The following is a 26,360-nucleotide window of genomic DNA, read 5'->3' on the forward strand; positions in this document are numbered from 1 at the left end:
ATCAAAAAATGAAGAAAAAAATAACGTTAATAGTAAGTTTAGCAGCTGTACTATTACTTTCCGGGTGTTGGGATGTTACTGAACCACAAAGAATGTACTATATTGACGGAATTGGTATCGATTATAAAGATGGTCAATATGAAATATATATGCAAATCATTAATTTTGCGAATGTAGCTAAATCAGAAGCGCCTACTCCTCAAGCAGCACCGTCTGAAATTGGATTTGCTAAAGGTAAAACGATGGAAGAAGCCTTTTTTAAATTATATCGCTCCATCGACCAAAAAGTATTCTGGGGGCATATGACTTTTCTTCTTTTTTCTGAGGATGCCTTAAAGAACGGCAATTCCATTCCTATTATTGACAGTTTTTTACGTCATCGGGAAACAAGATATCAAATATTGACATATGTTACAAAGGACTCTATTAAAGATATTCTTTTAGTCACACCAATATTAAATAAATCACTAACAGCTTCAAAGCTAAGCAATCCAATGCATACAAAAGAGCTACAAACATATGTAGAGCCCGTGGATTTGCGAAAACTACTTATCAACTTAAATGAGCCGAGTCATGAAGTGAATATTCCACTTGTATCAATTAATAAAAACTGGGAAACGACTGATAAACCAACAGAGGAAACTGCTTTATCTGGTTTCGGAGTAGTTTCAAAAGATGGATTTAAAGGCTATATAAATGATGGGGAGGCAAGGGGTATCCAATGGATGTATTATAAAAAAACCCGGGGAGACGTAACGATTAAATTAAACAATAAAGAAAAAGAATACTTAACAGTTGATTTAGAAAAATTAAGTACCAAAATTAAACCAATTGTAAAAAACAATGAAGTAACATTTGAAGCGGAAATAAAATTAAATGCAATCATCAATGGTTTCAAAGGGAAAGTAACTACCGATCAAATAAGAGAAGGTATTATTAAGGAAGTTAAAAAAGATATAAAAACATCCTATGAAGCAGGTTTACAAATGGATGTTGATGTTTTCCGCTTATCAGAGCAGCTATACCGAAAAAACATAAAGGCATGGAAAAAAGTACAGAAAGATGGCAAAATTCCATTGACAGCCGACACTCTTAGTAAAATAAGTATTACTGTAAATAAAGTTAATCCTGGTCGAAAAACATTTGCTGAAACAATTAATGAATAGCGATATTAATGATGTATTGGCATAATGATGAAAGAAGTTAAAACACATTTGTGTCAGCTATCCAACGATCTATTCAATTCATTGAAATAAATTCTCATTCGAACTGTGATTTTTCGTTCTATGTGTTATAATGCTGTTGATGGCTAAGCCATTATAAGGGCAAGACCAATTCTGAGCTGTAGCGTTGTCATACGCTACAGCTTTTTAAATTGTTATTTTTTTAAAAATTCGGACGTTTAATCGGACGACGAACTACTATCACTGCAACTAGATGTATCACTATAACTAGAGACACTATCCGAGCAATTGTCTGTATTTGAATCTTCCATGGATACAAATGTATTTGTTGAACTATAATCTATATGAGTACTCGAATGATTGGAATGACTTCTTGTTGAACTATCATGATTAGTGAATTCCTTTTTTATTAAGCTAATCACACCTACTAAAATAATGAATCCGATAATTACAATAAAGAATCCCATTCTTCTCTCCCCCTTTCAGATAACAATTAAATTTTATCATTATGAGAGTTGATTAACCATTTTTAACCAAACGAAATAGAAGACGCTACTCGCTTTCTAAAAGGTTAAAATTCGTTCGTTACAACATTGAACCCTAACGTTTCAGCTTCTTGACGGTCAAAACCTTTATCTACATGCATACACCAAAATTTTGAACGTACTTCAGAACTCACTAACTCACTCAGTTTTCGTAATGACAAGTGCACATTGCCCTCATAATCAGCTTTACAAGTATCTACATAAACAAAATCGAAGACCTTTGGATTTCGTAAAGATTCTTTTAGGTAATTTGTATCTCCTGTATAATAAATAAGTTTGTCATCTATAGATAATTCAATTGAATAAGAAGGTATTTCTTTAACATGACTAGACCTTTCGAAAAGTACTTTACAGAAATTAAGTGTGTACTGTGTATCCGATTGACATTTTTTTATGAAACATTGAACTCCTGGCATAATGCCATTAATGGCCAACAATTCTTCAATTTTTACATCATAAGCGGAATAAACAGATACATTAGGTTTTGCCATTTCGCCATGGCAATAATAGCTATAAAAAATAAAATCAGCAAGGCTACCAACATGGTCCGCATGAGTATGAGTGATCAATACATGGATATGCTTGATACCTTCCAGTTAACTATTTTCCTTAATTCGGTGAAAAATATTGCTACCACAATCAATTAACAACATCTGATTTCCTACTTTATAATACGCTGAATTATTACCTAATTTCGTATTAAATGCACTTCCAGAGCCGATAAATTTCAACATAAAGTAACCTCTCTTCCACATTTACTTTATTTTACAAAGAATATTATCAGTTATCCACTTCTCCCCCTAAAAATGATAAAAGAATGAAACGCTTAAATTTTATTATTTACAAATGATGGCCCCTCTCAACAAATAATAAATAATGTGTGTTATTTTAACGACTGGTCATATTCTTTAATACGCTTGGTTAGCGGCGGAATTTGATGTGTTAGCTGCGGTCTTCTCTTGGTTAGCGGCGGAACTCGATGCTTTAGCGGCGCTCTTCTCTTGGTTAGCGGCGGAACTCGATGCTTTAGCGGCGCTCTTCTCTTGGTTAGCGGCGGAACTCGATGTTTTAGCAGCGGTCTTCTCTTGGTTAACGACGGAACTCGATGTTTTAGCGGCGGTCTTCTCTTGGTTAACGACGGAACTCGATGTTTTAGCGGCGGCCTTCTCTTGGTTAGTGGCGGAACTCGATGCTTTAGCGGCGCTCTTCTCTTGGTTAGCGGCGGAACTCGATGTTTTAGCGGCGCTCTTCTCTTGGTTAGCGGCGGAACTCGATGTTTTAGCGGCGGCCTTCTCTTGGTTAATGGCGGAACTCGGTGTTTTAGCCGCGGTCTTCTCTTGGTTAGCGGCGGAACTTTATTGGATATGAATAAGCACCTTCATCCACCTCAACCATATCATTATTATAAATTGTTTATTCAATGTGAGATTATTGGCGGGCATGCAAGAAATGGTTTGGAAACAAAAGGAGTACACTTTTATCATGACGATAATTTACCAAACCTTTCATTAGAGAGAAATACAGGTGTTCAAATCAAAATGCTTTTCGAATTCTTAAGAAACCCTCATAAAGATACGATTTTTGATTAATAGCTATAAAGTTAATGGAGTGAAAAAAGTCCAATTTCTTAATTTTAATGTTAAGAAATTGGGCTTTATAATGGCGTGGGTTTAGCTCTGATTAAATTTTCCCTTAACATTTTCCGGTAAGTCATCCACATTCATTACTTTGGGATCACCAGTATATCCTTCTAAGCTTCTTGGGACGCGGACAATCGTTCCTTTTTTATAAGGTTTTTCTGCAAAAAAACTTACAACCTTTTCATTTCCATCCTTATCATAGCCCTCTAGTGCGTATACGAAATGGCCATTGCTATTTGGAGTTTGTAATTCCTCGTTAATTTGAACATAGTAGTCTTTTTCTATCAAAGCACCCTTGTCACCACAACCAACTAAGAAAGTAGTGAATAAAATTGTCATTGCTAAGAATTTCATAATATTCATTTCTTATGCCTCCTCTTTTATAACGAAATAATCTCGTTACACAAGAGTATAGATAAATTCTCCACTACCTTAAATTTCGGAACATGACAGTTAGTTGACAAAATTGTCATCTTTAAAAAATCTATGAACTGCCCTCTCGACCTTTAACTTAATATCTATACCTACCTAGCTCATCTCTCCTTTTAAGTATGGACATAGCCCTCCCAATAACACACGAACAAAATATGCTACACAATCTCCCCAAAAAAAGCCGAATTTCCTTTACTCTAAGGAAATCCGGCATAATTGTAAAAGCGCAATGGAGGATTAATCTTTAGGGTAATTAGCGAAGCTGTTACCAATAGATCAATCGTCATTGTGTTTTACCGCTACATATTCTTATGTTTACGAACTATTTTTCTAGTTATAATCAAAGCACTTACACCAGTTAGAACAAAGAAAATGCAAATAAGTAATTGGACGTTTTCCGGAAGATATAGAGCAATAAACCAACTGTGGACCTTTACGCCTGAAAGCTTTAGAATTATAGGCACAATCCCCTGTGGTAATGTGAAAATAATCCCCATCGTAACGAGTAGACCTACCAAAGCGGACTTTCCTGCAGATAGATTAGAAAATGTGTCGTCTGTTTGAGCTACTTTGTTATCCACGGATTGAGCTATTCCGCCGCTCTGCATGATTGCGAGGATATCTGGACCAAAAGCTTCCAAACGACGGTATGCCAAGCGTCCGAAATACCAAGCGATGAGTAAGCCGGTACACAATCCCACAGGAACACCAATCAATGTTAGTAAGTTTTGATGTAGAAACGTCCCTAAGGTCAATATGACTAATGTAGGTATCGAAGCAAAAAACAGCAATATCAACAACAATAAATTGGTTATAAATAATGCCCCTGCGTTCATGTCATCACCAGAGACTATGGTTCCGCGTCCACGCCTATGCGGGTCTGTCACAGGTATGAGCTTGTAAACTGAGAGGAATAGGATTAATCCCGCTCCTCCACCTAACAGCGATGGAAGCAAGGCTAAAACCCATGCCCACGCCCAGTCCAACTTACTGACATAAAGGAATAGGAGAGATATTACGATCGATACGGGTGCTACAACCATTATCCATGCAATTTGCCTGCCCCGCACATCGTTTCGTTCTGAGCCCGGTGTAGTAATAGACATCCAAAGAGCACCGCCATCAAACCCATAAAGATTGTTAGAGAACACGCAAGTGAACATCACAAGGACTATGCCGACCCAGGGCATTAATAAAGTAACACCGCTCAACGATACAAATAAGCCATAGAATAATCCCGTCCACAGCCCCATCCGCAACAATCGCCCTCGCTGCGGATCGCGCATCCAAGTCTTCAGTTCCTTAAGAACGACCACCCCAATTTTCGAAGTTTTTGTCGGTAGAATGTTGGCCCAAGTAAGGAACAATGATTTATTTCTGCTATAACGATTTATACGAGCCGCATTTTTCGTGCTCCCTGACAGCAGTCTTGCCCATGTCATCAATAGTAATCCACACAATAAAGCCAACCCACAGAGAACATCGACAGCTAAAAAGTAATGGGATCGATTTACAGCTTCGATTGCTACCACAGCCCAACCTGATGGCAATATTCGAGCCACTAAAGAAATTGCTGGCGACGGTTCCTCTACGAACAAGCTAACCGAAGGAAGTAAATACCAACCGACGTTAAGAAAAGCTATAACGGCTCCTATGATCAACGCCCCGAATTCTAAACCTAATCGGGATTTCGATGCCTCTCCAATCACCCCCATCACCACTTTGGACAATAGCATGATGATTACTAGTTGCAACAACATCGCAGGTACGGCAACGATCACAGCCCAAAATCCAAGTCTTGCTGCATAAATGACGAGAGAGAAACAAGCGACTAAGCTAATGATCGGTCCAATACCGATGAAGGAGGTACCGAGCAACCCTATAGCCAATCTTCGTTGGGCGATAGGCAACAAAGTGAAATATTCCGTTTTCAATACCCCTTCTCCGCCAACTAACATAGGCCCTATGATCCAACCAATCATCCAAAAGCCAAAAGCGATACAGATAAGATCTGCTGATATTTCATGATTATATAGTACACTAAGCAGAATCGTACTAACTGCCAACAATAGACCGATAACCCCGCCGATAATCATGAGAGTCGCTCGTCCTCCGCTCATCGAGTGGCGAAGCAAGGAAATCTTCATTCGAATCATTACATTAACCATGATAATCTCTTTCCTTCTCCAGGGCGATTCCCAACTAACTGAACGAAAGCCTCTTCCAGACTTTCACCATTACGCACAAAATCCAATGGGCCTGCAGCAGCCACTCTCCCCTTCGCAATAACAGCAACATGATCACACAATTGCTCGACCAACGCCATGACATGGCTGGATAAGATGACAGAACCACCATTGGCAACAAAACTCTGCAAGATGGTTCTAATTGTTGACGCAGAGATGGGATCAACCGCCTCGAACGGCTCGTCAAGCACAAGAAGCTTTGGGGAATGTAGAAGGGCCGTGGCAAGACCAATCTTCTTTCTCATTCCAGTGGAATAGTTTATAACAAGCGTACGCTCATCATTACGGAATTCTAAAATATCAAGCAATTCTTCTGTACGCTGGGCAACAGTCTTCGCATCAAGTCCACGCAATAATCCCATATAAGTCAAAAGTTCACGCCCGGTTAGCCTTTCTGGCAATGACATGCCATCTGGCAGAACCCCAACTAATGTCTTTGCATGTAAAGGATTTGACCAAACATCAACACCGAATATTCTAGACGCTCCACTGTCTGGGCGCAGCAGCCCTACTACCATAGATAATAGAGTCGTTTTTCCTGCACCGTTCGGACCTACCAAACCGAAAAATGAACCGCAAGGCACAGTCAGGTTGACACTATTAACAACAGTGTTTTCTCCAAATTGTTTGCTCAACCCGAGCAGTTGAAGGGCCGAATCCCCGTCTGTCATAACATTTTCCTCCTTAAATTGCCTACTGATTATGCTCACAAAGTTACGTTCTTATCGGTTGCCAATTTAAATAAAGTGATTAATTCTTGTGCATAAGCATCAAGATCCAGTTCGGGGTTCATCATCATTTGCGGCGGCAATGCATCAATCGCCTGTCTAATGGTTATAGCCATTACTTTGGGAGAAAATGTTCGAAATTCCCCGTTCTTTTGCCCATATTGCAAAATTTGCTCTAAATCGTAAATGGCTGCCTCCTGGAGATTAAAAACAAACGACTCCTTTCCTTCCTCAGGGCGAATTCCAGACCAAATTTCTAATAGAGCTAGCATATACGTCTTATGTGTAGACATAAAAGCAATGTTACTTTCGAGGTATACGCTTAACATATCCCTTGCGCTAGTGGCAGATTGTATAAGCGGACGCATATAAGAATCGCCAGAAGTATAAACCTTTTCAATGACATGCCGAATCAATGTTTCTTTGTTTTTGAAGTGGTAGGATATCACTCCCGTACTGATATCTGCACGTTTGGCTATTTGCGCTAAAGATGCTTGTGCAAATCCCAAACTGGCAATTGTCTCGATTGCGCATTCCACAATTTGTGTTTGCCTAGCGGCTTCAATAAAAGAAAGTTTTTTTTGACTGTTCGTATTATTATTTATATTCATATTTAAAAATTAGCATGACCGTTCAAAAATTTCAATTGTTATTTTGGTTAATTTTGTATTTATTTTGATAGTTATTGGAATTTCCTCATTCTTCATGTCATTCCTACTTGATACTCCATATCTTTTTTCGATTGGTGTTTAGGATATCGGAGTTGCTTTTAGACCAATTAACTCTCCAACCACGCAGTAGTTGCATTTTTCACCTTGCACTCTCAGTTAGATTCCTTAATGTTTCCAAGACTTTTTGTCGTTCAGCTTCAAAGTCAATTGCTTGTCCATTATCTATATCATTGGAATTCCCACTACGTTGATGGAACCAATCAGGGACAACCTCTTTATGCACTTGTTGATTGGATTGATAAGTACGCTGTTGTTGTTTTCGGGCTACAAATCGAAGTTTATCCGCTTCTACTTCCTCAATTGTTGTAAACTTCTTAGTAGTCCAAACGTGCAAAATCTTTTCAACGTAATTCCAACGAAGCACATTGTTTTCTATGGCTTGCTTCATAGCATGGATCACAAGGTCTTCCGACAATTCATTTATCCAATGACCGATTTTGTACGTGACATGAGCGACTAGAGAACCAAAGCCATTTTGCTCATAAAATTGGAACGCGCTTTGTGGTTTTGGTATGTTCTCTTCTGAGGAATGGCTCTTATTATAATAATTATTTAGTAAATTATTATTTAGTGATTTATTATTAATTAGTATTGACGGTTTTTCCGTGAACGGGTCTTCCGTCAACGGTTTTTCTATCAACGGATTAACCGTTATCGGATTTTCACTATACGGTTCAACTTGTGGTGTTTCGAACACTGAGAGTTCGACTTTCCTAAATTTACCCATGTTTGTTCTACCCTGCACTTTGTGAACATAGCCAGCTGTCGATAACTCCTTAATAATGTTAGCAGTAGATTCACGACTGCATTTGCTATGCGTGGCTAAATTAGAAATACAAAATGACCAATCATCTGGCAATGACAACATGTAAGCAAGCAAACCTTTTGCTTTCCAGCTTAAGCGAGTGTCCTTCAGAAACCCTTTGTCTAACACAACATAATTCTCTTTTTTACGAACCCTAAATATTGCCATAATGTCCCACCTTTTGTTTTATTAGTACTTTGAGTCATTCATTAACTTATATACTGATTTGACACAAAATAAGGGACATATATTTAGATTCTGAAAGAAGTTAAATTAGGCAAAAAAACAGGACATGCTACAATAGCACATCCTGTTTTTTCCTTTTCATGGTCCTTCAACGTTTTATTTATATAACTCTTTATAAACAACTACTTTTAAGGCCGTCATTTCTTCGTCTGTTAATTTACCTTCCATTTCTTGAATGACTTGATCTTTTGTCATCGAACCATTTTGTACTTTTACTCTTATATTATTAAGCTCCGAAATACCAACTTTTTGAATGATTACTTTTGTAGCTTCTTCTTTTGTTGTAAACGGCAACTTGCTGCTGTCTGCAGTTTTAGCCTCTTCCATAAATGATTTTAGTTGAGGGTCACTTTCAATCGTATTTTTAATTTCATCCATTTGTCCGCTTTGCTCTAATTCTGTTGAAATAGTATCAACAACCTTATCGGATGCATACTTCATTCCATAATGATAAACCCCATAACCAATAACACCGATGAAAATTACAATGATCAGAAGGAATTTAATAAATCTCATACTCTCACACTCCTTAATTCTAAACATAATAATACTATATAGTGTGGAAAGATGAAAAATGATAACCTTGCGAACAAAGCCTTTTACAGATTTTCCGAACGAGAAAGCCTATGCAGGGTGTAGCCCGTCTTTAGACATGGGATGAAAGTGAGGTCAGACAAGAGGTAACTATTGCTACCTTAATTGTCTGAAAGGGTGTTATACTTCATCTATAGACTAGTAAAAGTCTATAAAACACGCTCGTTCATTGAAAATTGGATATTGTATAAGGTTCGATAGCCTAATTCATGCTATCGGTAAAACAATATGTGTCGTCACGAAAAAGACGCTAAAACACATCGGACGAAACCAACTATACGCTATGGTAACAGTAGTGTAGCCCTATCTGCTATATGCACTGGATAGGGAGGGGTAATGGGATACCCCAATCTTGAGAACTGTTCAAAACAGAAATGGACTGCGAACGCATAGTTACTCAGGAATCCCACTGACATTAGTCAGCTTGTCCCTTTAGGGCTGGGAGTCTCAAAAGCAAATTAACCCTCTACTATTTCTTTAAATTCTTTTCCCTTTTGGACGTATGTGTCGATTGATAACTGGATTAACTCGATGTCTTTGTCTTGTAGCTGACGTACGACTTTCCCTGGTGAGCCAACAACTAATGAACGTGGTGGGATTTTTGAGCCCTGTGTAATAAGTGTGTTTGCACCAATAATGCATTCTTCCCCAATTTCAGCATGATCTAAAATAACAGAACCCATACCAACAATCGAGCGGCGACCAATTTTGCAACCATGTAAAACTACTTGATGACCTACTGTTACTTCATCCTCTACAACAACTGGAGCCCCTTCATATAAATGAATGGTTGAATTATCTTGGATACTACAACGTTTTCCAATGGTAATACTATCTTCATCTCCGCGTAGTACAGCATTAAACCAAATAGACGATTGTTCACCAACCGTAACATCTCCAATAATATACGTGCCTGGCGCCTGAAAAACTGATTCATGAACATTTGGCTTCTTTAAAGCGTATGTAATCTCCATTAAAATCATCCTTTCAATCTTCTGAATATTTTGCTAGAATTTAGTATAACATATTTTTAACGGGGGTGCTATTTTTGAATCAATTATGTTCTGTATTAGCAATAAAATACCCTATTATCCAAGGGGGAATGGGTAATATCAGTAGTCCTATACTCGTGGCAGCTGTATCGAATGCAGGTGGCTTAGGGACAATCGGCTGTGGGACAATGACACCTGCAGAAGTTGAAGAACGCATTGTTGCAACGCAGCAATTAACGCAAAAACCATTTGCCCTCAATGTGCCAATCAATGTCAACCCTTATACAAAGGAATTATTGCAATTAGCTATTACACATAAAGTACCGGTCGTTTCTTTATCGGCAGGTAATCCAACTTTATATATAGAGAAATTGCATGCTCATCATATTCGAGTGATAGCTGTTGTAGCATCTGTTAAACATGCGATTAAGGCCCAGCAAGGCGGTGCAGATGTGATTGTTGCTGAAGGTTATGAAGCTGCAGGAATTAACTCCGATTTAGAATTGACGACCTTTACATTAATTCCTCAAGTAGTTGATGCGGTTTCCGTACCTGTTGTAGCAGCAGGTGGTGTTGGTGATGGTCGCGGATTAGCAGCTGCGTTAATGCTTGGTGCAGCCGGTGTTCAAATGGGAACTCGCTTCATTGCTACACAGGAAATGCCAGTACATCAGACCTATAAACAAAGACTAGTTGATGCAACTGATGTGGAAACGGTCATACTAGGACGTTCGGTTGGACAGGTTCGCCGTGTGTTATGTTCACCTTTCACCTCTTCGCTTCTTGCTGATGAAGCAAAAGGTATAACACTTGCTGACTACCAAGAACGTACATCCGAAACCTATCATATAAAAGGTGCTATGGAAGGAAATGAGCAAGGTGGTTTTATGAATAGCGGTCAAATCGCAGGGATAATTCAAGACCTACCGACCGTTACGACGCTTATCGAGACTATGATGGATGATGCTCAGCAATGTCTAAATCGGACATTACTGAATACTTTCCAAAACTCAGTTAGGGGTGTTCAATTATGACGACTATGATCGATTTAAAGCGAGTGATTGATGGAGAAATTGAACCACCGGCATGTGATAAAACATTAGGTATTCATGTAAAATCAGCTATTGCCGGTAAAGCCGTTTGCTCTTGGAACGTCGATGAACGCTTTTTAAATGGGCATCAAGTCGTTATGGGAGGATTCATTACTTCTGCAGCAGATATTACGATGGCCTATTCGATGGCTTCAATATTAGAAAGTAATCAAGGATTTGCGTCGATCAATTTACAAACAACATTTTTACGACCTCTTTTCATCGGAATGGCTACGGTTGAATCAACAATTGTCAAGCAAGGCCGAAAAACATGTTATGTGGAAGCAACCGTTTCTCAAAATGGACAGTGTGCAGCCAAAATAACATCTTCTATCATGATCCTATAAACGAATACGTTCTCGTTGTGTCGAAAAAAATAGTCGGGAAAATATTTGTAAGTATTGTCGCGCTTTAATAAGAATGATTTCCGCCCCAGGCTTTTCGCTTTTCTATGGGCTTATTTCAAAAGTGAACATTATGAGTTGCCGAAGTTTCTTTTTATCACTATAAATTAGAGTAACATGCCAGAAGATTCATGCTAAAGTTCAGTGGTTGATTGGAGTGGAGGCTGGGCGACTCCTCGGGGATCAGCGATTAAGGAACGAAGGCTAAAAACATCACGTCCTGTGATAACGCCTTCGTGACCAATATCGTGTTTGCCCGAGACCCTGCAGCGAAGCGAATGTTTTCTATGCGAAAGCGTTGTGCTAACGTAGCGTCAGCAAATGTTTTATCTGTGCGAAAGCGTAGCGTCAGCAACAACAAAGCGGCTCATCGGACGCCCCCAGGAAACTTTGCTCTGCGCGAAAGCGAAGCGTCAGCGGCAAATGTTTTCTGCGCGAAAGCGAAGCGTCAGCGGCAAATGTTTTCTGTGCGAAAGCGTAGCGTCAGCAACAAAGCGCCCAGCCGGAACGGAAATCCTCCCCTCGTTTTGCAGAAAAAACATATTTTAACACAACAAAAGAGCCTGAGACAGAACTCGATTATTTTGAAAAATAGCGAAAATAGATAATAACCTTTTTCGCTTCAATGAGTAAGTGTTCCTCCTTAGTTTATCGAAACACTTCCATGCATTATCGACCAACTTTTAAGTTTTATCTACCAACTTTTTAATTTTATCTACTAACTTTTTAAGTTTTATCTACTAACTTTTGAATTTTATCTACCAACTTTCACGTTTTATCACCCAACCTCTGAATTTTATCGACATCCACCTTCCAAAGAACAAAAAAAGCTTATGTCATCAAGTCCGCCCGAATCAACTGATTCACATGACACACATTTTAACAAAATGTCATCCAACTTCTTAGTTTATCGAAACACTTCCATGCATTATCGACCAACTTTTAAGTTTTATCTACTAACTTTTGAATTTTATCTACCAACTTTCACGTTTTATCACCCAACTTCTGAATTTTATCGACATCCACCGTTCCAAGAGCAAAAGAAGAGGCTGGGACAAAACTTGTCAAACCTTAAAAAGCGCGAGAAATCAATTTTAGAAATTTTGATTTCTCGCGCTTTTTTGATGTGAATTTTTTAAATTTTGCTTTTAAAATATACTTATGCCCCTGCCTCCTTATTTCGTTTTTTAATTATCTGCATGGAATATTTCTTCAAAGAAACGGCATGATGGGCCTTCCAATAAATTATAATATTCTTGGAATAATAGCGCAGCATGATTTCCACTCCACATCGGCGGTAACAATTCTTGTGGCAGTCCTGGATCGATAAATAAAAATTTACGATATTCATGAACAAGATTTGTACGCTCTACAAAACACTCGGCATCTGACATTTCTTGTCTTGAGATTGCACTTTGATGAATAATATATTGCTTACTATATTGATCCATAAACTTCTCATAACGTGCCTCAATTTCAGCCAACGACCAGCTTTTTTCGATTAGTGCTTCATGATCATGAGGGCCGATGTATTCAGCCGTAAAAAAGTCTACATGATTAGCAATATCATATTTTTGAATGAGGAATTTAACCTCTTCTTCTAAATTATTCGGGGATATCCAACAGCCATTCGAAAAGGAGCCAAATCCACTCCATAAGAGCTCTTTACGTAATTCATCTCGAATTTGTCGCTTGTCTTCTGGAATAGAGTACATTAAAAGTCTCCATTTCCCATCCCACTGAGTCGGTTTTAATTTGAAAATACGATTTGCCGCCTCTTGCATCCGTATTTCACCGCGTTTTGTTAAAAAATAATAACTACGGTTCCCTCGTTTTTCTGATTGTAGCCATCCTTGTTTCACCATTCTAGATACAGAAACGCGTACATTTTGCTCTGTGTGACCGAATTCTTTTAAATAACGAATCAAACTACCGATCCAAATTTTTGAACCGTAATGCATAATATAATCGCCATAGAGCGTAAAAATCATCGACTGTGTATTTGCGCCCATTCTCTCCCTCTACTTTCTAACTCATTTTCCTTGAAATGCAGGTTGCCTTTTCTCGCTGAACGCCTGTAAAGCTTCGAGACGATCTTCTGTCGAAATGACTAACTCATATGCCTTCGATTCGATTGCAAGACCCGTTTGTAGATCGGTATTCATTCCTTGTGTAATGGCATATTTTGCTTGGCGAACAGCGACAGGGCCATTTTGCATAATGCGCATTGCGAGTGATTCACATTCGTCTAACAACGCCTCCCGAGGCACTGCTTTGAAAATGATGCCTAGAGCTTCTGCCTCTGTAGCTGTTATTTTCGCTGCTGTTAAAATCATTTCTTTAGCTTTCATTTCACCGATTAATCGTGGTAATCGCTGCGTACCACCTGCACCAGGAATTATTGCCCAACTTGTTTCAGTAAGACCTAGTAGTGCCTCGTTAACTGCAATCGCAAAATCACATGCTAATAACCATTCAAATCCACCACCTAGTGCATGCCCATTCACTGCTGCAATAGTTGGTTGTGGTAAATTTGCTATACTATTAAACACGTCTCGGATTGCGCGTACGTTCCGACGTACTTCTTGCGTCGTTAATGTTTTTCGTTCTTTTAAATCTGCACCCGCACTAAATGCCTTTTCGCCCGCACCTGTAAAAATGACAGCGCGGACATCCTCAGCTATATGTAATTCGTCTACTACTTGTTGCAGTTGATTTAAAGTATCATAATTAAAACAGTTTAACACCTCTGGACGATTTATTGTTACATAAGCAATATAATTTTCTATTCTAAATGAAATACTTTTCATTTGCAAACTCTCCTTTTCTATTCGATTTTTTCCGAAAAAAACGGCACATTTTTGTGCCGTTTATAAAGGTCATTCAATATTTTCAATAATCGTTGCAATCCCTTGACCGACACCGATACACATCGAAGCAAGGCCATATTGTACGTTTTGCTTTTTCATTTCGTAAAGCAATGTAGTCATTATTCGGGCACCGCTTGCACCTAGTGGATGACCAAATGCAATAGCGCCTCCGTTGACATTAACTTGTGCTGGATTTAGTTCAAGCTGCTTAATGGATTCTATTGCTTGGGAAGCAAATGCTTCATTTATTTCGAATAAACCAATGTCATTTGTTGTTAGGCCAGCGCGTTGTAATGCTTTTTTTGAAGAATAAATAGGGCCAAGACCCATAACAGCAGGCTCTAATCCTGTAACAGCACCTGTTATATATCGTGCTAATGGTGTTATACCTAACTCTTTTGCTTTTTCTGCACTCATTAATAATAATGCCGAGGCACCATCATTCACACCAGAAGCATTACCAGCTGTCACTGTCCCATTTTCAAAAATAGGTCGGAGTTTAGCAAGTGCTTCTAAGGTTGTATCAGGGCGTGGATGTTCATCTGTATCCACGATGATTTCATTGCCTCTTTTATCTTTCACGTATACAGGTACAATTTCTTCGGCGAAACGGTTTGTGGCAAGCGCTTTTTTCGCACGTTGTTGACTTTCAAATGCAAATACATCTTGTTCCTCGCGACTAATATTAAAACGTTTGGCGACATTCTCAGCAGTTTGGGGCATTGTATCCGCTCCATACATGCTTTGCAATTTGGGATTCGTAAAACGCCAGCCGATCGTTGTATCAAACATCTTTTGATCGCCTCTCGGATAATCCACTTCCGGTTTCCCCATCACAAAAGGTGCACGTGTCATACTTTCCGTACCACCTGCGATAAAAATATCGCCTTCACCACTCTTGATAGCACGTGCTGCATAATGTATAGCATCCATGCCTGAACCACAAAGTCGATTAATGGTAGTTCCCCCGACCTCTATTGGTAGCTCAGCAAGTAATGCAGCCATACGGGCGACGTTTCGATTATCTTCTCCCGCTTGGTTGGCATTTCCGAAAATAACATCCTCAATTTGTTGGACTGGCACTTTTGGGTTACGCTCTATAAGCGCCTTTATGACAGTCGCAGCTAAGTCATCAGGCCGAACAGTTTTTAATGCACCTTTATAACGACCAATTGGTGTACGAACAGCATCTACAATTACAACTTCAGTCATTTTTTCACCACCTCTTTTTGCTCGCTATAGTCATAAACCCCTTTTCCACTCTTTCGACCTAGACGTCCAGCTTGTACATATTGTTCAAGCAGTGGGGCTGGGCGGTATTTTTCACCGAGCTTTTCATGTAAATATCGCAAATTATTCAGACGTACATCAAGACCGACTAAATCGACCAATTCGAACGGTCCCATTGGATAATTTAAGCCTAGTTTAATAGCTTTATCGATGTCTTCAGGACTACCTAAGCCTTCCTGTAACATATAAAATGCTTCATTCCCAACGAGTGCACTAATACGGCTTGTAACAAAACCTGGGAATTCATTGATGACGACCGTTTGTTTGCCCATTTGTTCAGCAATTTCGCAAATGTTTTGGACTGTTTCATCACTTGTTTCCAAACCTTTAATAATCTCCACGAGCTCCATCTTATGCACAGGATTAAAAAAGTGCATCGCAATCGTTTGTTCAGGTCGTTTTGCGTAGGAAGCAATTTCTGTTGGACTCATCGTTGAAGTATTTGTGGCAAATAAACAGTGGGGTGAAGCAAACTGTTCCATCTGCTCGAAGACAGCCCGTTTAATGTCCCTTTTTTCGGGTACGGCTTCAATGATTAAATCTGCTTTATTGGCGACAGTAGCTAAATCTGTCACATAAATCAAACGTAATGTTGCTTCCTGTACTTGTTGCGCTGTTAATTTTCCTCGTACAACAGATTTTTCGAAAATGGATGTAATTTCATTTTGCGCATTTTGTAACGCCTGTTCATTAATGTCTATAATAGCTGTTTCAAAGCCACTTATTGCGCTAACGTAGGCAATGCCGCGACCCATAACCCCTGACCCGATGACAATAATTTTTTTCATGAAAGCAACCTCCTTATTGTGAAAACCACATACGACGAGTGAAGATATCTCATCGCATATGGTTTTTGTGGTGGTTAGACGCCTAGTGGATTTAGTGGGCGGCTACCGTAATATGAAATGATACTTTTCGTCTCTGTATATAAATCTAATGTTTCGATGCATAGCTCACGTCCGAAACCAGATTGTTTATAGCCGCCAAATGGGGTACCTGGCATTGCGGAGAATGGGCAATTGACCATTACGATTCCTGCTTGGATTTGATTCGCAACACGAGTAGCACGTGCCCCATCTTTAGACCAAACTGCTGAGCCTAAACCAAACTCTGAATCATTTGCTAGTCGAATCGCTTCTTTTTCATCGCTAAATGGCATAACAACAACTACTGGACCAAATATTTCTTCACGCACAACTTTCATGGATTGCGTTACGTCTGTAATAATAGTTGGTTCATACCAGAAACCATTTTCAAAGCCCTCTACAGCCGCCACTTTACCACCTGTTAAAATGGTTGCGCCCTCTTCAATGGCTGATTTCACATAGCCATCGATTGTATTTAATTGGTCTTGATCGATAATTGCCCCCATGTGAGTACCTTTATCGAATGGATCACCTAATTTAATTGCTTTTGTTTTCGCAACAAATTTCTCTAAAAACTCATCATAAATGTCTTTGTGCACGTATAAGCGTGAACGCGCCTCGCAAGATTGCCCTGAGTTATAGAAAATGCCGTACAATGAACCATCTACCGCCGCATCAATATCAGCATCTTCAAACACTAGATTTGGTGATTTCCCGCCTAGCTCTAATGTAATGCGTTTTAATGTTTGAGAAGCTTTTTCCATAATTCCTTTACCGACTGGTGTGGAACCTGTGAAGGCCACTTTATCGACTTGCTGATGCTCCACTAAGTAATTCCCTACATCTTTACCTGAACCAGGAATAATGTTGACAACCCCTGCTGGGACACCTGCTTCTAGGCAAATTTCACCTAACAAGATCGCTGTTAATGGCGTTAAAGAAGCTGGTTTAACAATAACGGAACAACCAACAGCAATGGCTGGGGCAATTTTCCAAGCAGCCATCATGAGTGGGTAATTCCAAGGAACAATTTGTGCACATACTCCGACAGGCTCTTTTTCTGTGTAATTATGAAATTGACCTGGCATATTATTTACGGCACCACGATGGCCAACAATCGCACCTGCGTAAAATTCGAAATCTTCTATTGCTTGGTTTACTTGGCCTTGCGCAGTGCCAAGAGATTTCCCTGTATCAAGCATCTCAAGCTCTACGATTTCATTAAAGCGAGAGCGCATAATAGCAGCAATCTTATGGAGCACCTGTGCACGACGATTAACTGGATATTGCTTCCACTTCCCGAAATCAAATGCTTGGCGAGCTGCTTGCACTGCACGCTCTGCGTCTTCCTGTGAAGCTTTTGCAACAGTCGCTACGGCTTCTCCTGTCGCAGGATTAATCGTTTCGAATGTCTCACCATTACTGCTCTCTACCTTTTCACCATTAATAATTAAATGATAAAAATCGCGTTTCACTAATACTTTCTCTTGTACTTGTTGTGTCATTATCATTCACTCCTTTTTATTGTCCATTAAATTGAGGCTGTCTTTTTTCTGCAAATGCTTTCATACCTTCTTGATGATCATCTGTCGCTCCAGCAATACTTTGGCTTTGTGCTTCGTAAACAAGGAAGTCTTCGAACTTTAAGTGTTCTGCTGCCTTGATATTACGTTTAATAAGGCCGATTGCTTTTGTCGGTAACTGGACAATCTGTTGCGCAAATGAATGAACGTCATCTTCAAATGTTTCATTGCTATAGACAGCAGTTGTTAAACCTAATTGTTTGGCTTCCTCTGCTTTTATACGTTGACCGAGTACTGAAATTTCAAGCGCTTTAGCATCGCCTACTAATCTTTTTAAGTAGTATAAATTCCCTGAATCCGGGATTAAACCTACATGGATAAAGGCATTCATAAAGAAAGATTTTTCCGACATTACTCGAAAGTCGGCAGCAAGCGCTAAACTAAAGCCAGCACCTGCAGCTGCACCATTCACAGCTGCGATAATTGGTTTTTCACAGCTATGTAACTGTTGAACCATCGGACCATAGTCATCTGTTAAAATATCACCAAGTTTAGTATCTTCACCAATAACCGAAAGATCTTGACCTGAACAAAATGCGCGTCCTTCACCACGAAGTACAATACAACGTACTTCATCATCTAATGATGCTTGTTTGACGGCAGTACGAATTTCATGATTCATCTGTGCAGTGAATGCATTTAATGTGTCGGGACGATTTAATGAAATATAAGCTACGGATTCATTTAGTTCGTATTGTATAGTTTCAAACATACTTATCTCCCCTTAAAGTTCGGTTGACGTTTTTCAACAAATGCTTGCATGCCTTCTTTTTGATCTTCTGAAGAGAATAATAAATAGAAATTTTTCCGTTCAAACTGCATTCCTTCATAGAGCGAGTAGTCGACAGCTTTGTTGACAGCTTCTTTAATAAGACGTAAAGCGAGGGCAGGTTTTTGTGCGAGCATCATCGCTGTTTTATGTGTTTCTTCTATTAATATCTCTGGTTGTACAACCTTGTTGATGATGCCATATGCGAGCGCTTCATCAGCAGTAATCCTCGCTGCGCTCCAAATCCACTCTAATGCTTTCGTTCGCCCTACTAATTTTGTTAAGCGCTGTGTACCACCTGCACCGGGCATAACGCCAAGGTTTATTTCAGGGAAGCTAAATTCTGTGCCCTCTGCGGCGATTAATACATCACAACAAAGGGCTAATTCAAAGCCACCTCCGAAAACAAATCCTTTAACACTACCGATAATAGGCTTTTTAATTTGCCCTATGCGATCCCAATCAGCGAATTGATTTAATAGTTCTAAACGCACTGTATTGTCTGCCGCCATTTCATCAATATCTGCACCGGATGAAAACGCTTTTCCATTCCCGGCTAAAACGATGACCTGTACGCCTTCATCACGATCAAACAATTCCATCGCCTGCACAATTTCTCGTATCATGGCACGATTTAATGAATTGTATTGGCCAGGGCGGTTTAAGTTAATAAACCCGATCCCACTGTCAATCGTTACTTCAATAAATGTGAATGCTGTCATTATGCATCTTCACCGATGATTAATGTGACGATATCACTCGCAAAGCTCATTAAATCTTTGCCCGACGCTTTCCCTTCTGGTGACCGTAGTCCATTCTTTAAATCTTCTGGGCTATCATATGTCATTTCGCACATTAAGTAATATGGCGTTTCTGTACCCATCGGAGTTGAATTAAATTTTGTTACTTTCATTTCTCGTAGGCCCGGTATTTTCGCAGTAATCGGTGTATGAACTTTTTCGTAATGCTCATCAAATGCCACCTTATCAACAGGGTGTTTATATAACGCGATTAATTTTGCCATCTTAAAATACTCTCCTTTGTCTACATGGAAGTAGAAATTATTTTCATTGCTTCAAATGGATTTTTACAGCTTTTGCAATATAAAATACTGCGACAAGCTGTTGGACCAAAAATATTTTCTAGCGTGACATAGGTAGAGCCACAGTACGGGCAATCTACATGCCAAGAGCCGTCTTCTTTTAAAAAACGAGGTGGTGGTGCAATACCAAATTTCTTTAGTCCTTCTCGTCCCTTTTCTGTTACACGATCAGAAGTCCAGGTAGGATGATTAATAAACACAACACTCACTTCCCGAACATCTTCTAGTCGTTCGACTGCTTTTTTTATATTTTGTTGAATAATTGTTAATGCAGGACATCCTGAAAATGTTGGTAGCACTTCAATACGGACATGACCATCATTCACTTGCACACGCTCAACCATGCCAAGGTCAATAATACTCACCGTATCAATTTCAGGGTCCTTCACTGTATCGAGTACTTCATAGATGTGTGCTTCGTGCAGACCCGTAGTTGCCATCGTTATCCTCCTTTTTTTTGCAATAGATCGTTACCAGCTTGCCGCTAAATCTGATCGATACACCTCTGACATTGTTTCAATAGCCGAAGTTAAATCCTCTGTATGTTGTCCGAGGCGACCATTGATGATCGGTTCTGGTAATACAGGTATTGCGATTTCTACTGCTTCAAAAATCGGACTTACAATGGCCAACCAACGTTCATTTATGGCCGCTTCTGACTCAATCAGTCCACATGCTGTTATATGCTCAGCTGTGTTGCCCAATGACAATAAATCCCCAGAATCTTTTATTACCTCTTGTAATGCTTTCGTCATACGTGAACGTGATTCTTCTGTTGCTGTACATAATTGCGTAAACCACGCTGTCCAGTGCATCTGATGATAATAAAGCTCCGTACTAATTTTCACAGCCACTTCTCGGATTGGTACATAACTGCTCGCTTTGAGTGCATCAATCTTTGCTTTTTTCGCCGTTGTATAGGCAAAATTACGTGCTACTGCGTATCCCCAATCATAATTCGGCGCTTCTTTGTAGTAACCTTCTCCATTCGGGCGTTCTACAAGTAGACTGTTACAACGCTCCTCTTTTGGTCGAAGCTGTGCTAATGAATCTGCAACGCCTTCGCCAAGCTCTTCTAAAAGCGTATAATATAATTTTGCGTGTCCCATTGTATCTTGTGTTATGGACGAGAATGCTACATCTTCCTCAATATGCGGCGCTAGCCCAAGCCACTCAGAGCCACGATACGAAAATAAGTAATCATCATCCGCTAATTGATAAAGTACTGTAATAACTGCCTTTGTATATTCAGGCGTTACTTCGTTAGTCATCTTTCTTCCCTCCTCCGCCCCAAGATAGAATTTCTTTTTCGTCCAGCATGACTTGTTCATAGTGACGCCATTTTTTCTTTAAGTAGCCGTAGCCTTTTGTTGTACGGTAATCTTTATTGTCTAGTCGTTTTAGCGCTTTTTTATTGTCTTGGGATAGTCCGTGTAAATGTTTACGATTGACTACCCAAATGTCTACCACAGGCTCACGACGCATAAAGTTTTCCTGAGCCATAACTAGCGCCATTTCTCCATTCGGTGCTAAAAGGCTAAATTGATGCTGAAAATGTGATGTTGGTGTTCGTTTACTAAATACTTCGAATTCTTGATAGAAAGATTGTTTTTCCACGATGATACCCCCTCTCTATAGCGTTAATTTACTAGAGCCGTTAATGCTTCCCGTACCCAAGCGTTATTTTCGTATGATGAACGACGAAGTGCTAAGCGTTCTTGAGAACATGGACCTTCGTTGCGTTGGATTTTTTTGAAATATTCCCAGTTTGGCTCTTGGTAAATCCATTTATTTTGCACTTCATCAAAATGCAAAGTTGGGTCTGGCACAGTTAAACCTATTGATTGAATACGAGGAACGTATTTTGTTAAGAAGCTTTGACGTAATTCTTCATTCGTTAAGACACGAATTTTATATTTAATAGTCAAATCTTGTTTGCTAGAACCTGTTGTGTCCTTTGATGCTGGGCCAAAGAAAAATAATAGTGATTCCCACCAGCGATTTAACGCGTCTTGCACAAGTGCACGTTGTTCAGGTGTACCTTCTGCCAACGCCATAATAATAGCTTCACCGTGTTGTGCATGGAATACTTCTTCTGCACAAATACGTTGTAAAGCACGTGCGTAAGGACCATACGAAGAACCTAACATGTTTGTTTGCGAGATAATGGCAGAACCATCTACAAGCCAGCCAATTAAACCCGCATCCCCCCATGATTTTGTTTCCATATGGAATACATTGTGGAACTTAAGACGCCCTTCGAATAAATCAATCATTATATCGCCGCGATCTTTACCATATGGTTTTAGTAAATCTTCTGCTACGCGTAATAATAATTGACCATGTCCCATCTCATCTTGAACCTTCGCCATAATTCCTAGCTTTCGATATAATGTCGGAGCTTTTGGAACCCATTCTTTCTCAGGAAGAGCACCCATTATTTCACTAATACCATGCATCGAAATTAATTTGATTAGTGCCAAACGATACTCTTCCGGCATCCAATCATCTACTTCAATCTTTTCACCTGCAGCAATCCGCGCCTCGAATTGCTCTTGTAATTGTTGTTCAGATACTTGAGCAACGACACTCATACTAAAAAACCTCCTTATATAACTATTATTCGATAATCGTTACTATTATGTTATGTTGAAGGGCAAAAAAAATCACACTTCCAATAAGACTTTATTATCGTTTGCTACTTTAATTGATTCTGTTGGACAACCTTCCATTGCATCCTCTAAATCATCATATAAATCGATCGGCACTTCTTTGCAACCTTGGTTATTGTCTAAAATAACAAAGGCGATTCCTTCGTCATTATAATCAAAAATATCCGGAGCCGATGCGCCACATGCGCCACAAGCAATACATGTATCTTGATCTACTCTAGTGAATTTCGCCATACACTCATTCCTTTCATAACCTTCAGCATTAGGTAAGCTGTTTCTTTTTTTCTTCCATTAGACTCGTACTATGCAACGGTTGCACTTTAGATGTCGGATCAATATATACTTTTGCGTTACTAATAGCAGTAGGCGCCTCTCCAAACCCACTAACAATTAGCTTCACTTTCCCATCATATGTGCAAATATCACCTGCCGCATAAATTCCTGGAATGTTAGTTTCCATACGTGAATTAACGACGATGGCATTTTTACTAATTTCCAAGCCCCAGTCTTTAATGGCCCCTAACGACGAAACAAAACCAAAGTTTACGATAATATCATCGACACCATAGATTGGTTGGATGGTTTCGTCTTTTGCATGCTTTAATTTGACATGTGTAATGTGCTCTTCCCCTAGAAGTTCTTCGGGTACATAAGGTGTAATGACCTCAACAGTAGATTGCATTAAATTTTCTACACTATGTTCATGCGCACGAAACTTATCCCGTCTATGGACAATAGAAACCTTTTTAGCAATTGGTTCTAGCATCATCGCCCAGTCGACTGCTGAATCACCGCCACCAAACACCATCACGTGGCGATCTTTAAAAGCATTGAGATCATCAATGAAATAATGTAAATTACATTGTGCATACTTGTCTTCCCCATCTAATTCAAGCTTTCGAACTTTAAACGCACCGTTTCCAGCAGTGATCAATATTGTGCGCGAATAATGCGTACTCTTCGTGGTAACAATTTTAAAAATACCGTTTTCATCTTTTTCGATAGTTTGTACAGATTCATTCGTACAGACATCTACTGGGAAAGTATTCATTTGTTCTTTTAAATTATTGATAAGATCTTGTGCGCGAGTTTTCGGAAAACCCGCTATATCATAAATATATTTTTCTGGATAAAGAGCCGCTAACTGGCCGCCCAATTGAGGAAGACTTTCGAGAATTTTGACGCTCATGCCTCGCATACCACCATAGAAGGCGGCAAACATACCAACAGGCCCTCCACCTATAATGGTCACATCTTTTATTTGCTCAGTATCAATCATTGAAGAACCTCCTTCTGTTCCATTCTTCTATCAATGACACGAATTGCTTTTCCTTCAGAGCGTGGAATAGCACCTCTATTTTCAATGACTAGACTAACGGAAACTAAGCAGGCATTTTTTAAATCGTGCTTGATCTCCTTTGTCAGTATTTGTATAAGCGGATGGCTGAGGTCACCTCCTACTTTTTCGTATAATTTTGGCGTTAACTCAACATGTAGTTCGATCGCATCCATATTTCCTTTTTTCAATACATGGATTTGATAGTGTGGTGCCAACCCTTCTACTTGCAATAACTCACGCTCGATTTCAGATGGAAAAACATTGACTCCACGAATAATTAACATATCATCTGTACGTCCCTTAACACGTGCCATTCGCATTGTTGTACGTCCACATTTACATTTTCCCCGTGTAATCGAAGTAATATCACCAGTTCGATAACGAATAATTGGAAGCGCTTCCTTTGTTAAACTAGTAATAACCAATTCTCCATCTTCTCCATCAGCTACAGGTTCTAATGTATCTGGATCAATCACTTCTACGAAGAAATGATCTTCCGCTATATGTAAACCATCTTGCGCTTCATAGCATTCAATCGATACGCCAGGACCTAGCACTTCACTTAAACCATAAATATCCATTGCGCGAATTTTTAATTTATCCTCTATGGCACGGCGCATTTCCTCTGACCAAGGCTCTGCACCAAAAATTCCATATTCAAGCCCGTTCGTCGCTGGATCGATTCCCATTTCCTCCATCTTTTCAGCTATGGTTAAAATATAAGAAGGTGTCCCTGCGATGCCTCGTGGTTTAAAATCTTCAATTAATGTAATTTGACGCTCAGTATTTCCACCTGAAACCGGTACAACTGCTGCGCCTAAAGTTTCGGCTCCGTAGTGTAAACCCATCCCGCCAGTAAATAGACCATAGCCGTAAGCATTATGAAAGATATCTGATTTGCGTCCCCCTGCGGTAACAATAGCGCGAGCTAAAAGTCCCGACCACATCTCGATATCATTTTTTGTATAACCAACAATTGTTGGCTTTCCACTAGTTCCCGAAGAACCATGAATGCGGACTACATCATCCATCGGTACTGCAAAAAGTTTAAATGGATATTGCTCACGTAAATTTACTTTTTTAGTAAATGGCAATTTGCGAATATCTTCTAAGCTTTGAATATCAGCTGGTTTAACGCCAAGCTGATCAAACAGTTTCTTATAGAAAGGTGTATTGTTATACACTTTTTCTACTGTTGCTTTTAATCGCTCCAGCTGAATCTTTGCCATTTCTCCCCTTGAAGCTGTTTCTATTTCTAGATGATACATTCCCTAGCCCCCCCTTTATGCTATTACAATTCCCTTTGTATAACAAATAAATTACGATAGTTATATTTTCGTAATTAAGATTAAGATAAACTTATTTGTCCGAATTGTCAATATATTTTATTATTTCTAATTAAAGTTGGTTAATTAGTCGTCTTCGAACGTTTTAGCTTAAATACTATTTGTTCACAAACACAAAAAGCTATTTTCATATATCCCCTTTAAACTCGCTATTAATAAGAGATAATCAAATAATATACACAAAAATAAATCGTAAATGCAAAATAATTCTATAAAACTACGTTAATACGTTTACTTTCCCAATAATAGATGTTAAATTGATTTTATATTTCATTTTAATTTCAATCGTTTTTAATTTGTATGTATGATTTGTCTATATTATACATATACACAAATGGTATAAATAATTTTTATAAACAAAGGGGGATTCACATTGACATTAACTGAGGCACAACTACACGAGAAATATTATGATGATATTTTTGAAGCTTTATCAAATGAACCATTTGCAAATTATTTAGGGATGGAATTAGTAGAATTAAAAGCAGGCTTTGCAAAAGTGACACTTTCTCCAACACCTCACATGCTCAATACACACGGGACTGTACATGGAGGTATTATTTTTTCTTTAGCCGACTATGCCTTTGCAGCCGCTAGTAATTCTTACGGCAAAACAGCTGTTGGTGTAACGAATACCATACATTACATGAGCGCAGGTTTGGCAGATCACCAACTAATAGCTATCGCAAAAGAGGTTAAAAAAACACGCCGTTTAGCTTGGTATCAGATCCATGTTTGGAGCAACGATGAATTATGCGCAACAATGGAGGCGATGGTTTATCGTAAAAATGAAAATTTCATCGAATAAGAGGAAGATGTGAGTAACCTGTGTTAAATAGGCTGCTCACATCTTTTTTGACATCGTAAAATCCCTCACTTGTTACA

General features: G+C 39.2%; 29 protein-coding genes and 1 pseudogene. 6 read left to right on the forward strand and 24 right to left on the reverse strand.

What is annotated here, in order from left to right:
- Positions 1-8 precede the first annotated feature (8 nt).
- Positions 9-1,166, forward strand: coding sequence for a Ger(x)C family spore germination protein (locus ACIQ7T_RS22455; RefSeq protein ID WP_402873705.1), 1,158 nt, complete (start codon positions 9-11; stop codon positions 1,164-1,166).
- A gap of 236 nt (positions 1,167-1,402) precedes the next feature.
- Here the strand turns inward: ACIQ7T_RS22455 and ACIQ7T_RS22460 are convergent, their stop codons facing one another.
- A complete protein-coding gene (locus tag ACIQ7T_RS22460; RefSeq protein ID WP_402873708.1) occupies positions 1,403-1,651 on the reverse strand; it encodes a hypothetical protein in 249 nt (82 codons plus the stop codon).
- Positions 1,652-1,755: 104 nt separating this feature from the next.
- Positions 1,756-2,484: pseudogene (locus ACIQ7T_RS22465) on the reverse strand (MBL fold metallo-hydrolase).
- A 184-nt stretch (positions 2,485-2,668) separates the two neighbouring features.
- Here ACIQ7T_RS22465 and ACIQ7T_RS22470 point away from each other — a divergent pair.
- Together ACIQ7T_RS22470 and ACIQ7T_RS22475 are read left to right on the forward strand one after the other, a co-directional pair.
- On the forward strand, positions 2,669-3,097 hold the full coding sequence (locus ACIQ7T_RS22470; protein ID WP_402873714.1) for a hypothetical protein: 429 nt from the start codon (positions 2,669-2,671) through the stop codon (positions 3,095-3,097).
- Positions 3,088-3,318 (forward strand): NUDIX hydrolase, encoded by a 231-nt coding sequence (locus ACIQ7T_RS22475; RefSeq protein WP_370078770.1) that lies wholly within the window; start codon positions 3,088-3,090, stop codon positions 3,316-3,318. Before ACIQ7T_RS22470 ends, ACIQ7T_RS22475 begins: the two co-directional genes overlap by 10 nt.
- A gap of 81 nt (positions 3,319-3,399) precedes the next feature.
- Here the strand turns inward: ACIQ7T_RS22475 and ACIQ7T_RS22480 are convergent, their stop codons facing one another.
- From ACIQ7T_RS22480 to ACIQ7T_RS22510, 7 genes are all read right to left on the reverse strand, one after another.
- Complete coding sequence (locus tag ACIQ7T_RS22480) at positions 3,400-3,732, reverse strand: DUF1093 domain-containing protein (protein WP_402873717.1); 333 nt, start codon at positions 3,730-3,732, stop codon at positions 3,400-3,402.
- Positions 3,733-4,100: 368 nt separating this feature from the next.
- A complete protein-coding gene (locus ACIQ7T_RS22485; protein WP_402873719.1) occupies positions 4,101-5,969 on the reverse strand; it encodes a hypothetical protein in 1,869 nt (622 codons plus the stop codon).
- Positions 5,957-6,718, reverse strand: coding sequence for an ABC transporter ATP-binding protein (locus tag ACIQ7T_RS22490; protein ID WP_402873722.1), 762 nt, complete (start codon positions 6,716-6,718; stop codon positions 5,957-5,959). Before ACIQ7T_RS22490 ends, ACIQ7T_RS22485 begins: the two co-directional genes overlap by 13 nt.
- Positions 6,719-6,753: 35 nt before the next feature.
- On the reverse strand, positions 6,754-7,386 hold the full coding sequence (locus ACIQ7T_RS22495; protein WP_370078763.1) for a TetR/AcrR family transcriptional regulator: 633 nt from the start codon (positions 7,384-7,386) through the stop codon (positions 6,754-6,756).
- Positions 7,387-7,585: 199 nt separating this feature from the next.
- Positions 7,586-8,479: a DnaD domain protein gene (locus tag ACIQ7T_RS22500; protein WP_402873725.1), complete on the reverse strand. Its 894-nt coding sequence runs from the start codon at positions 8,477-8,479 to the stop codon at positions 7,586-7,588.
- Between the two features lie 174 nt (positions 8,480-8,653).
- Positions 8,654-9,073 (reverse strand): hypothetical protein, encoded by a 420-nt coding sequence (locus tag ACIQ7T_RS22505; protein WP_370078759.1) that lies wholly within the window; start codon positions 9,071-9,073, stop codon positions 8,654-8,656.
- Positions 9,074-9,609: 536 nt separating this feature from the next.
- Positions 9,610-10,125: a gamma carbonic anhydrase family protein gene (locus ACIQ7T_RS22510; RefSeq protein ID WP_370078757.1), complete on the reverse strand. Its 516-nt coding sequence runs from the start codon at positions 10,123-10,125 to the stop codon at positions 9,610-9,612.
- 74 nt (positions 10,126-10,199) lie between these two features.
- Between ACIQ7T_RS22510 and ACIQ7T_RS22515 the strand changes: the two genes are divergently transcribed.
- On the forward strand, positions 10,200-11,177 hold the full coding sequence (locus ACIQ7T_RS22515) for an NAD(P)H-dependent flavin oxidoreductase (protein ID WP_370078755.1): 978 nt from the start codon (positions 10,200-10,202) through the stop codon (positions 11,175-11,177).
- Positions 11,174-11,581 (forward strand): PaaI family thioesterase, encoded by a 408-nt coding sequence (locus tag ACIQ7T_RS22520; RefSeq protein ID WP_370078753.1) that lies wholly within the window; start codon positions 11,174-11,176, stop codon positions 11,579-11,581. The genes ACIQ7T_RS22515 and ACIQ7T_RS22520 overlap by 4 nt, the downstream gene beginning before the upstream one ends.
- Before the next feature lie 1,244 nt (positions 11,582-12,825).
- Here the strand turns inward: ACIQ7T_RS22520 and paaX are convergent.
- The 15 genes from paaX to ACIQ7T_RS22595 all read right to left on the reverse strand — a co-directional run bounded on the left by paaX (position 12,826) and on the right by ACIQ7T_RS22595 (position 25,397).
- Positions 12,826-13,650, reverse strand: a complete 825-nt coding sequence (gene paaX, locus ACIQ7T_RS22525; protein WP_402873730.1) for a phenylacetic acid degradation operon negative regulatory protein PaaX — start codon at positions 13,648-13,650, stop codon at positions 12,826-12,828.
- 21 nt (positions 13,651-13,671) lie between these two features.
- Entirely contained in the window at positions 13,672-14,448 is a 777-nt protein-coding gene (locus ACIQ7T_RS22530; protein WP_402873733.1) for an enoyl-CoA hydratase-related protein, read from the reverse strand.
- Between the two features lie 69 nt (positions 14,449-14,517).
- Entirely contained in the window at positions 14,518-15,720 is a 1,203-nt protein-coding gene (locus ACIQ7T_RS22535; RefSeq protein ID WP_402873736.1) for a thiolase family protein, read from the reverse strand.
- Positions 15,717-16,586 (reverse strand): 3-hydroxyacyl-CoA dehydrogenase, encoded by an 870-nt coding sequence (locus tag ACIQ7T_RS22540; protein WP_370078745.1) that lies wholly within the window; start codon positions 16,584-16,586, stop codon positions 15,717-15,719. The genes ACIQ7T_RS22535 and ACIQ7T_RS22540 overlap by 4 nt, the downstream gene beginning before the upstream one ends.
- A gap of 74 nt (positions 16,587-16,660) precedes the next feature.
- On the reverse strand, positions 16,661-18,169 hold the full coding sequence (locus ACIQ7T_RS22545) for an aldehyde dehydrogenase family protein (RefSeq protein ID WP_402873739.1): 1,509 nt from the start codon (positions 18,167-18,169) through the stop codon (positions 16,661-16,663).
- Positions 18,170-18,185: 16 nt separating this feature from the next.
- Positions 18,186-18,959 carry an enoyl-CoA hydratase-related protein gene (locus tag ACIQ7T_RS22550; protein WP_402873742.1) on the reverse strand — a complete coding sequence of 258 codons (774 nt, stop codon included), beginning with the start codon at positions 18,957-18,959 and terminating at the stop codon, positions 18,186-18,188.
- Between the two features lie 2 nt (positions 18,960-18,961).
- Positions 18,962-19,738: an enoyl-CoA hydratase/isomerase family protein gene (locus ACIQ7T_RS22555; RefSeq protein WP_370078740.1), complete on the reverse strand. Its 777-nt coding sequence runs from the start codon at positions 19,736-19,738 to the stop codon at positions 18,962-18,964.
- Positions 19,738-20,040, reverse strand: coding sequence for an EthD family reductase (locus ACIQ7T_RS22560; RefSeq protein ID WP_370078738.1), 303 nt, complete (start codon positions 20,038-20,040; stop codon positions 19,738-19,740). Before ACIQ7T_RS22560 ends, ACIQ7T_RS22555 begins: the two co-directional genes overlap by 1 nt.
- A 20-nt stretch (positions 20,041-20,060) precedes the next feature.
- Entirely contained in the window at positions 20,061-20,558 is a 498-nt protein-coding gene (paaD, locus tag ACIQ7T_RS22565; RefSeq protein WP_370078736.1) for a 1,2-phenylacetyl-CoA epoxidase subunit PaaD, read from the reverse strand.
- 30 nt (positions 20,559-20,588) lie between these two features.
- On the reverse strand, positions 20,589-21,389 hold the full coding sequence (gene paaC / locus ACIQ7T_RS22570; protein ID WP_402873746.1) for a 1,2-phenylacetyl-CoA epoxidase subunit PaaC: 801 nt from the start codon (positions 21,387-21,389) through the stop codon (positions 20,589-20,591).
- Positions 21,382-21,735 carry a 1,2-phenylacetyl-CoA epoxidase subunit PaaB gene (paaB, locus tag ACIQ7T_RS22575; RefSeq protein WP_370078732.1) on the reverse strand — a complete coding sequence of 118 codons (354 nt, stop codon included), beginning with the start codon at positions 21,733-21,735 and terminating at the stop codon, positions 21,382-21,384. Before paaB ends, paaC begins: the two co-directional genes overlap by 8 nt.
- Positions 21,736-21,758: 23 nt before the next feature.
- Positions 21,759-22,712: a 1,2-phenylacetyl-CoA epoxidase subunit PaaA gene (gene paaA, locus ACIQ7T_RS22580; protein ID WP_370078730.1), complete on the reverse strand. Its 954-nt coding sequence runs from the start codon at positions 22,710-22,712 to the stop codon at positions 21,759-21,761.
- 72 nt (positions 22,713-22,784) lie between these two features.
- Complete coding sequence (locus ACIQ7T_RS22585; protein ID WP_370078728.1) at positions 22,785-23,024, reverse strand: ferredoxin; 240 nt, start codon at positions 23,022-23,024, stop codon at positions 22,785-22,787.
- 28 nt (positions 23,025-23,052) lie between these two features.
- On the reverse strand, positions 23,053-24,069 hold the full coding sequence (locus tag ACIQ7T_RS22590; protein WP_370078726.1) for an NAD(P)/FAD-dependent oxidoreductase: 1,017 nt from the start codon (positions 24,067-24,069) through the stop codon (positions 23,053-23,055).
- Positions 24,066-25,397 (reverse strand): phenylacetate--CoA ligase family protein, encoded by a 1,332-nt coding sequence (locus ACIQ7T_RS22595; protein ID WP_402873750.1) that lies wholly within the window; start codon positions 25,395-25,397, stop codon positions 24,066-24,068. The genes ACIQ7T_RS22590 and ACIQ7T_RS22595 overlap by 4 nt, the downstream gene beginning before the upstream one ends.
- A 451-nt stretch (positions 25,398-25,848) precedes the next feature.
- On the opposite strand from ACIQ7T_RS22595, the gene ACIQ7T_RS22600 reads away from it, so the two are divergent.
- Positions 25,849-26,283, forward strand: a complete 435-nt coding sequence (locus ACIQ7T_RS22600) for a PaaI family thioesterase (protein ID WP_370078722.1) — start codon at positions 25,849-25,851, stop codon at positions 26,281-26,283.
- Positions 26,284-26,360: the final 77 nt, after the last annotated feature.

It is taken from the genome of Lysinibacillus sp. NPDC096212 (genome assembly GCF_044763105.1).
Lineage (GTDB): Bacteria > Bacillota > Bacilli > Bacillales_A > Planococcaceae > Lysinibacillus.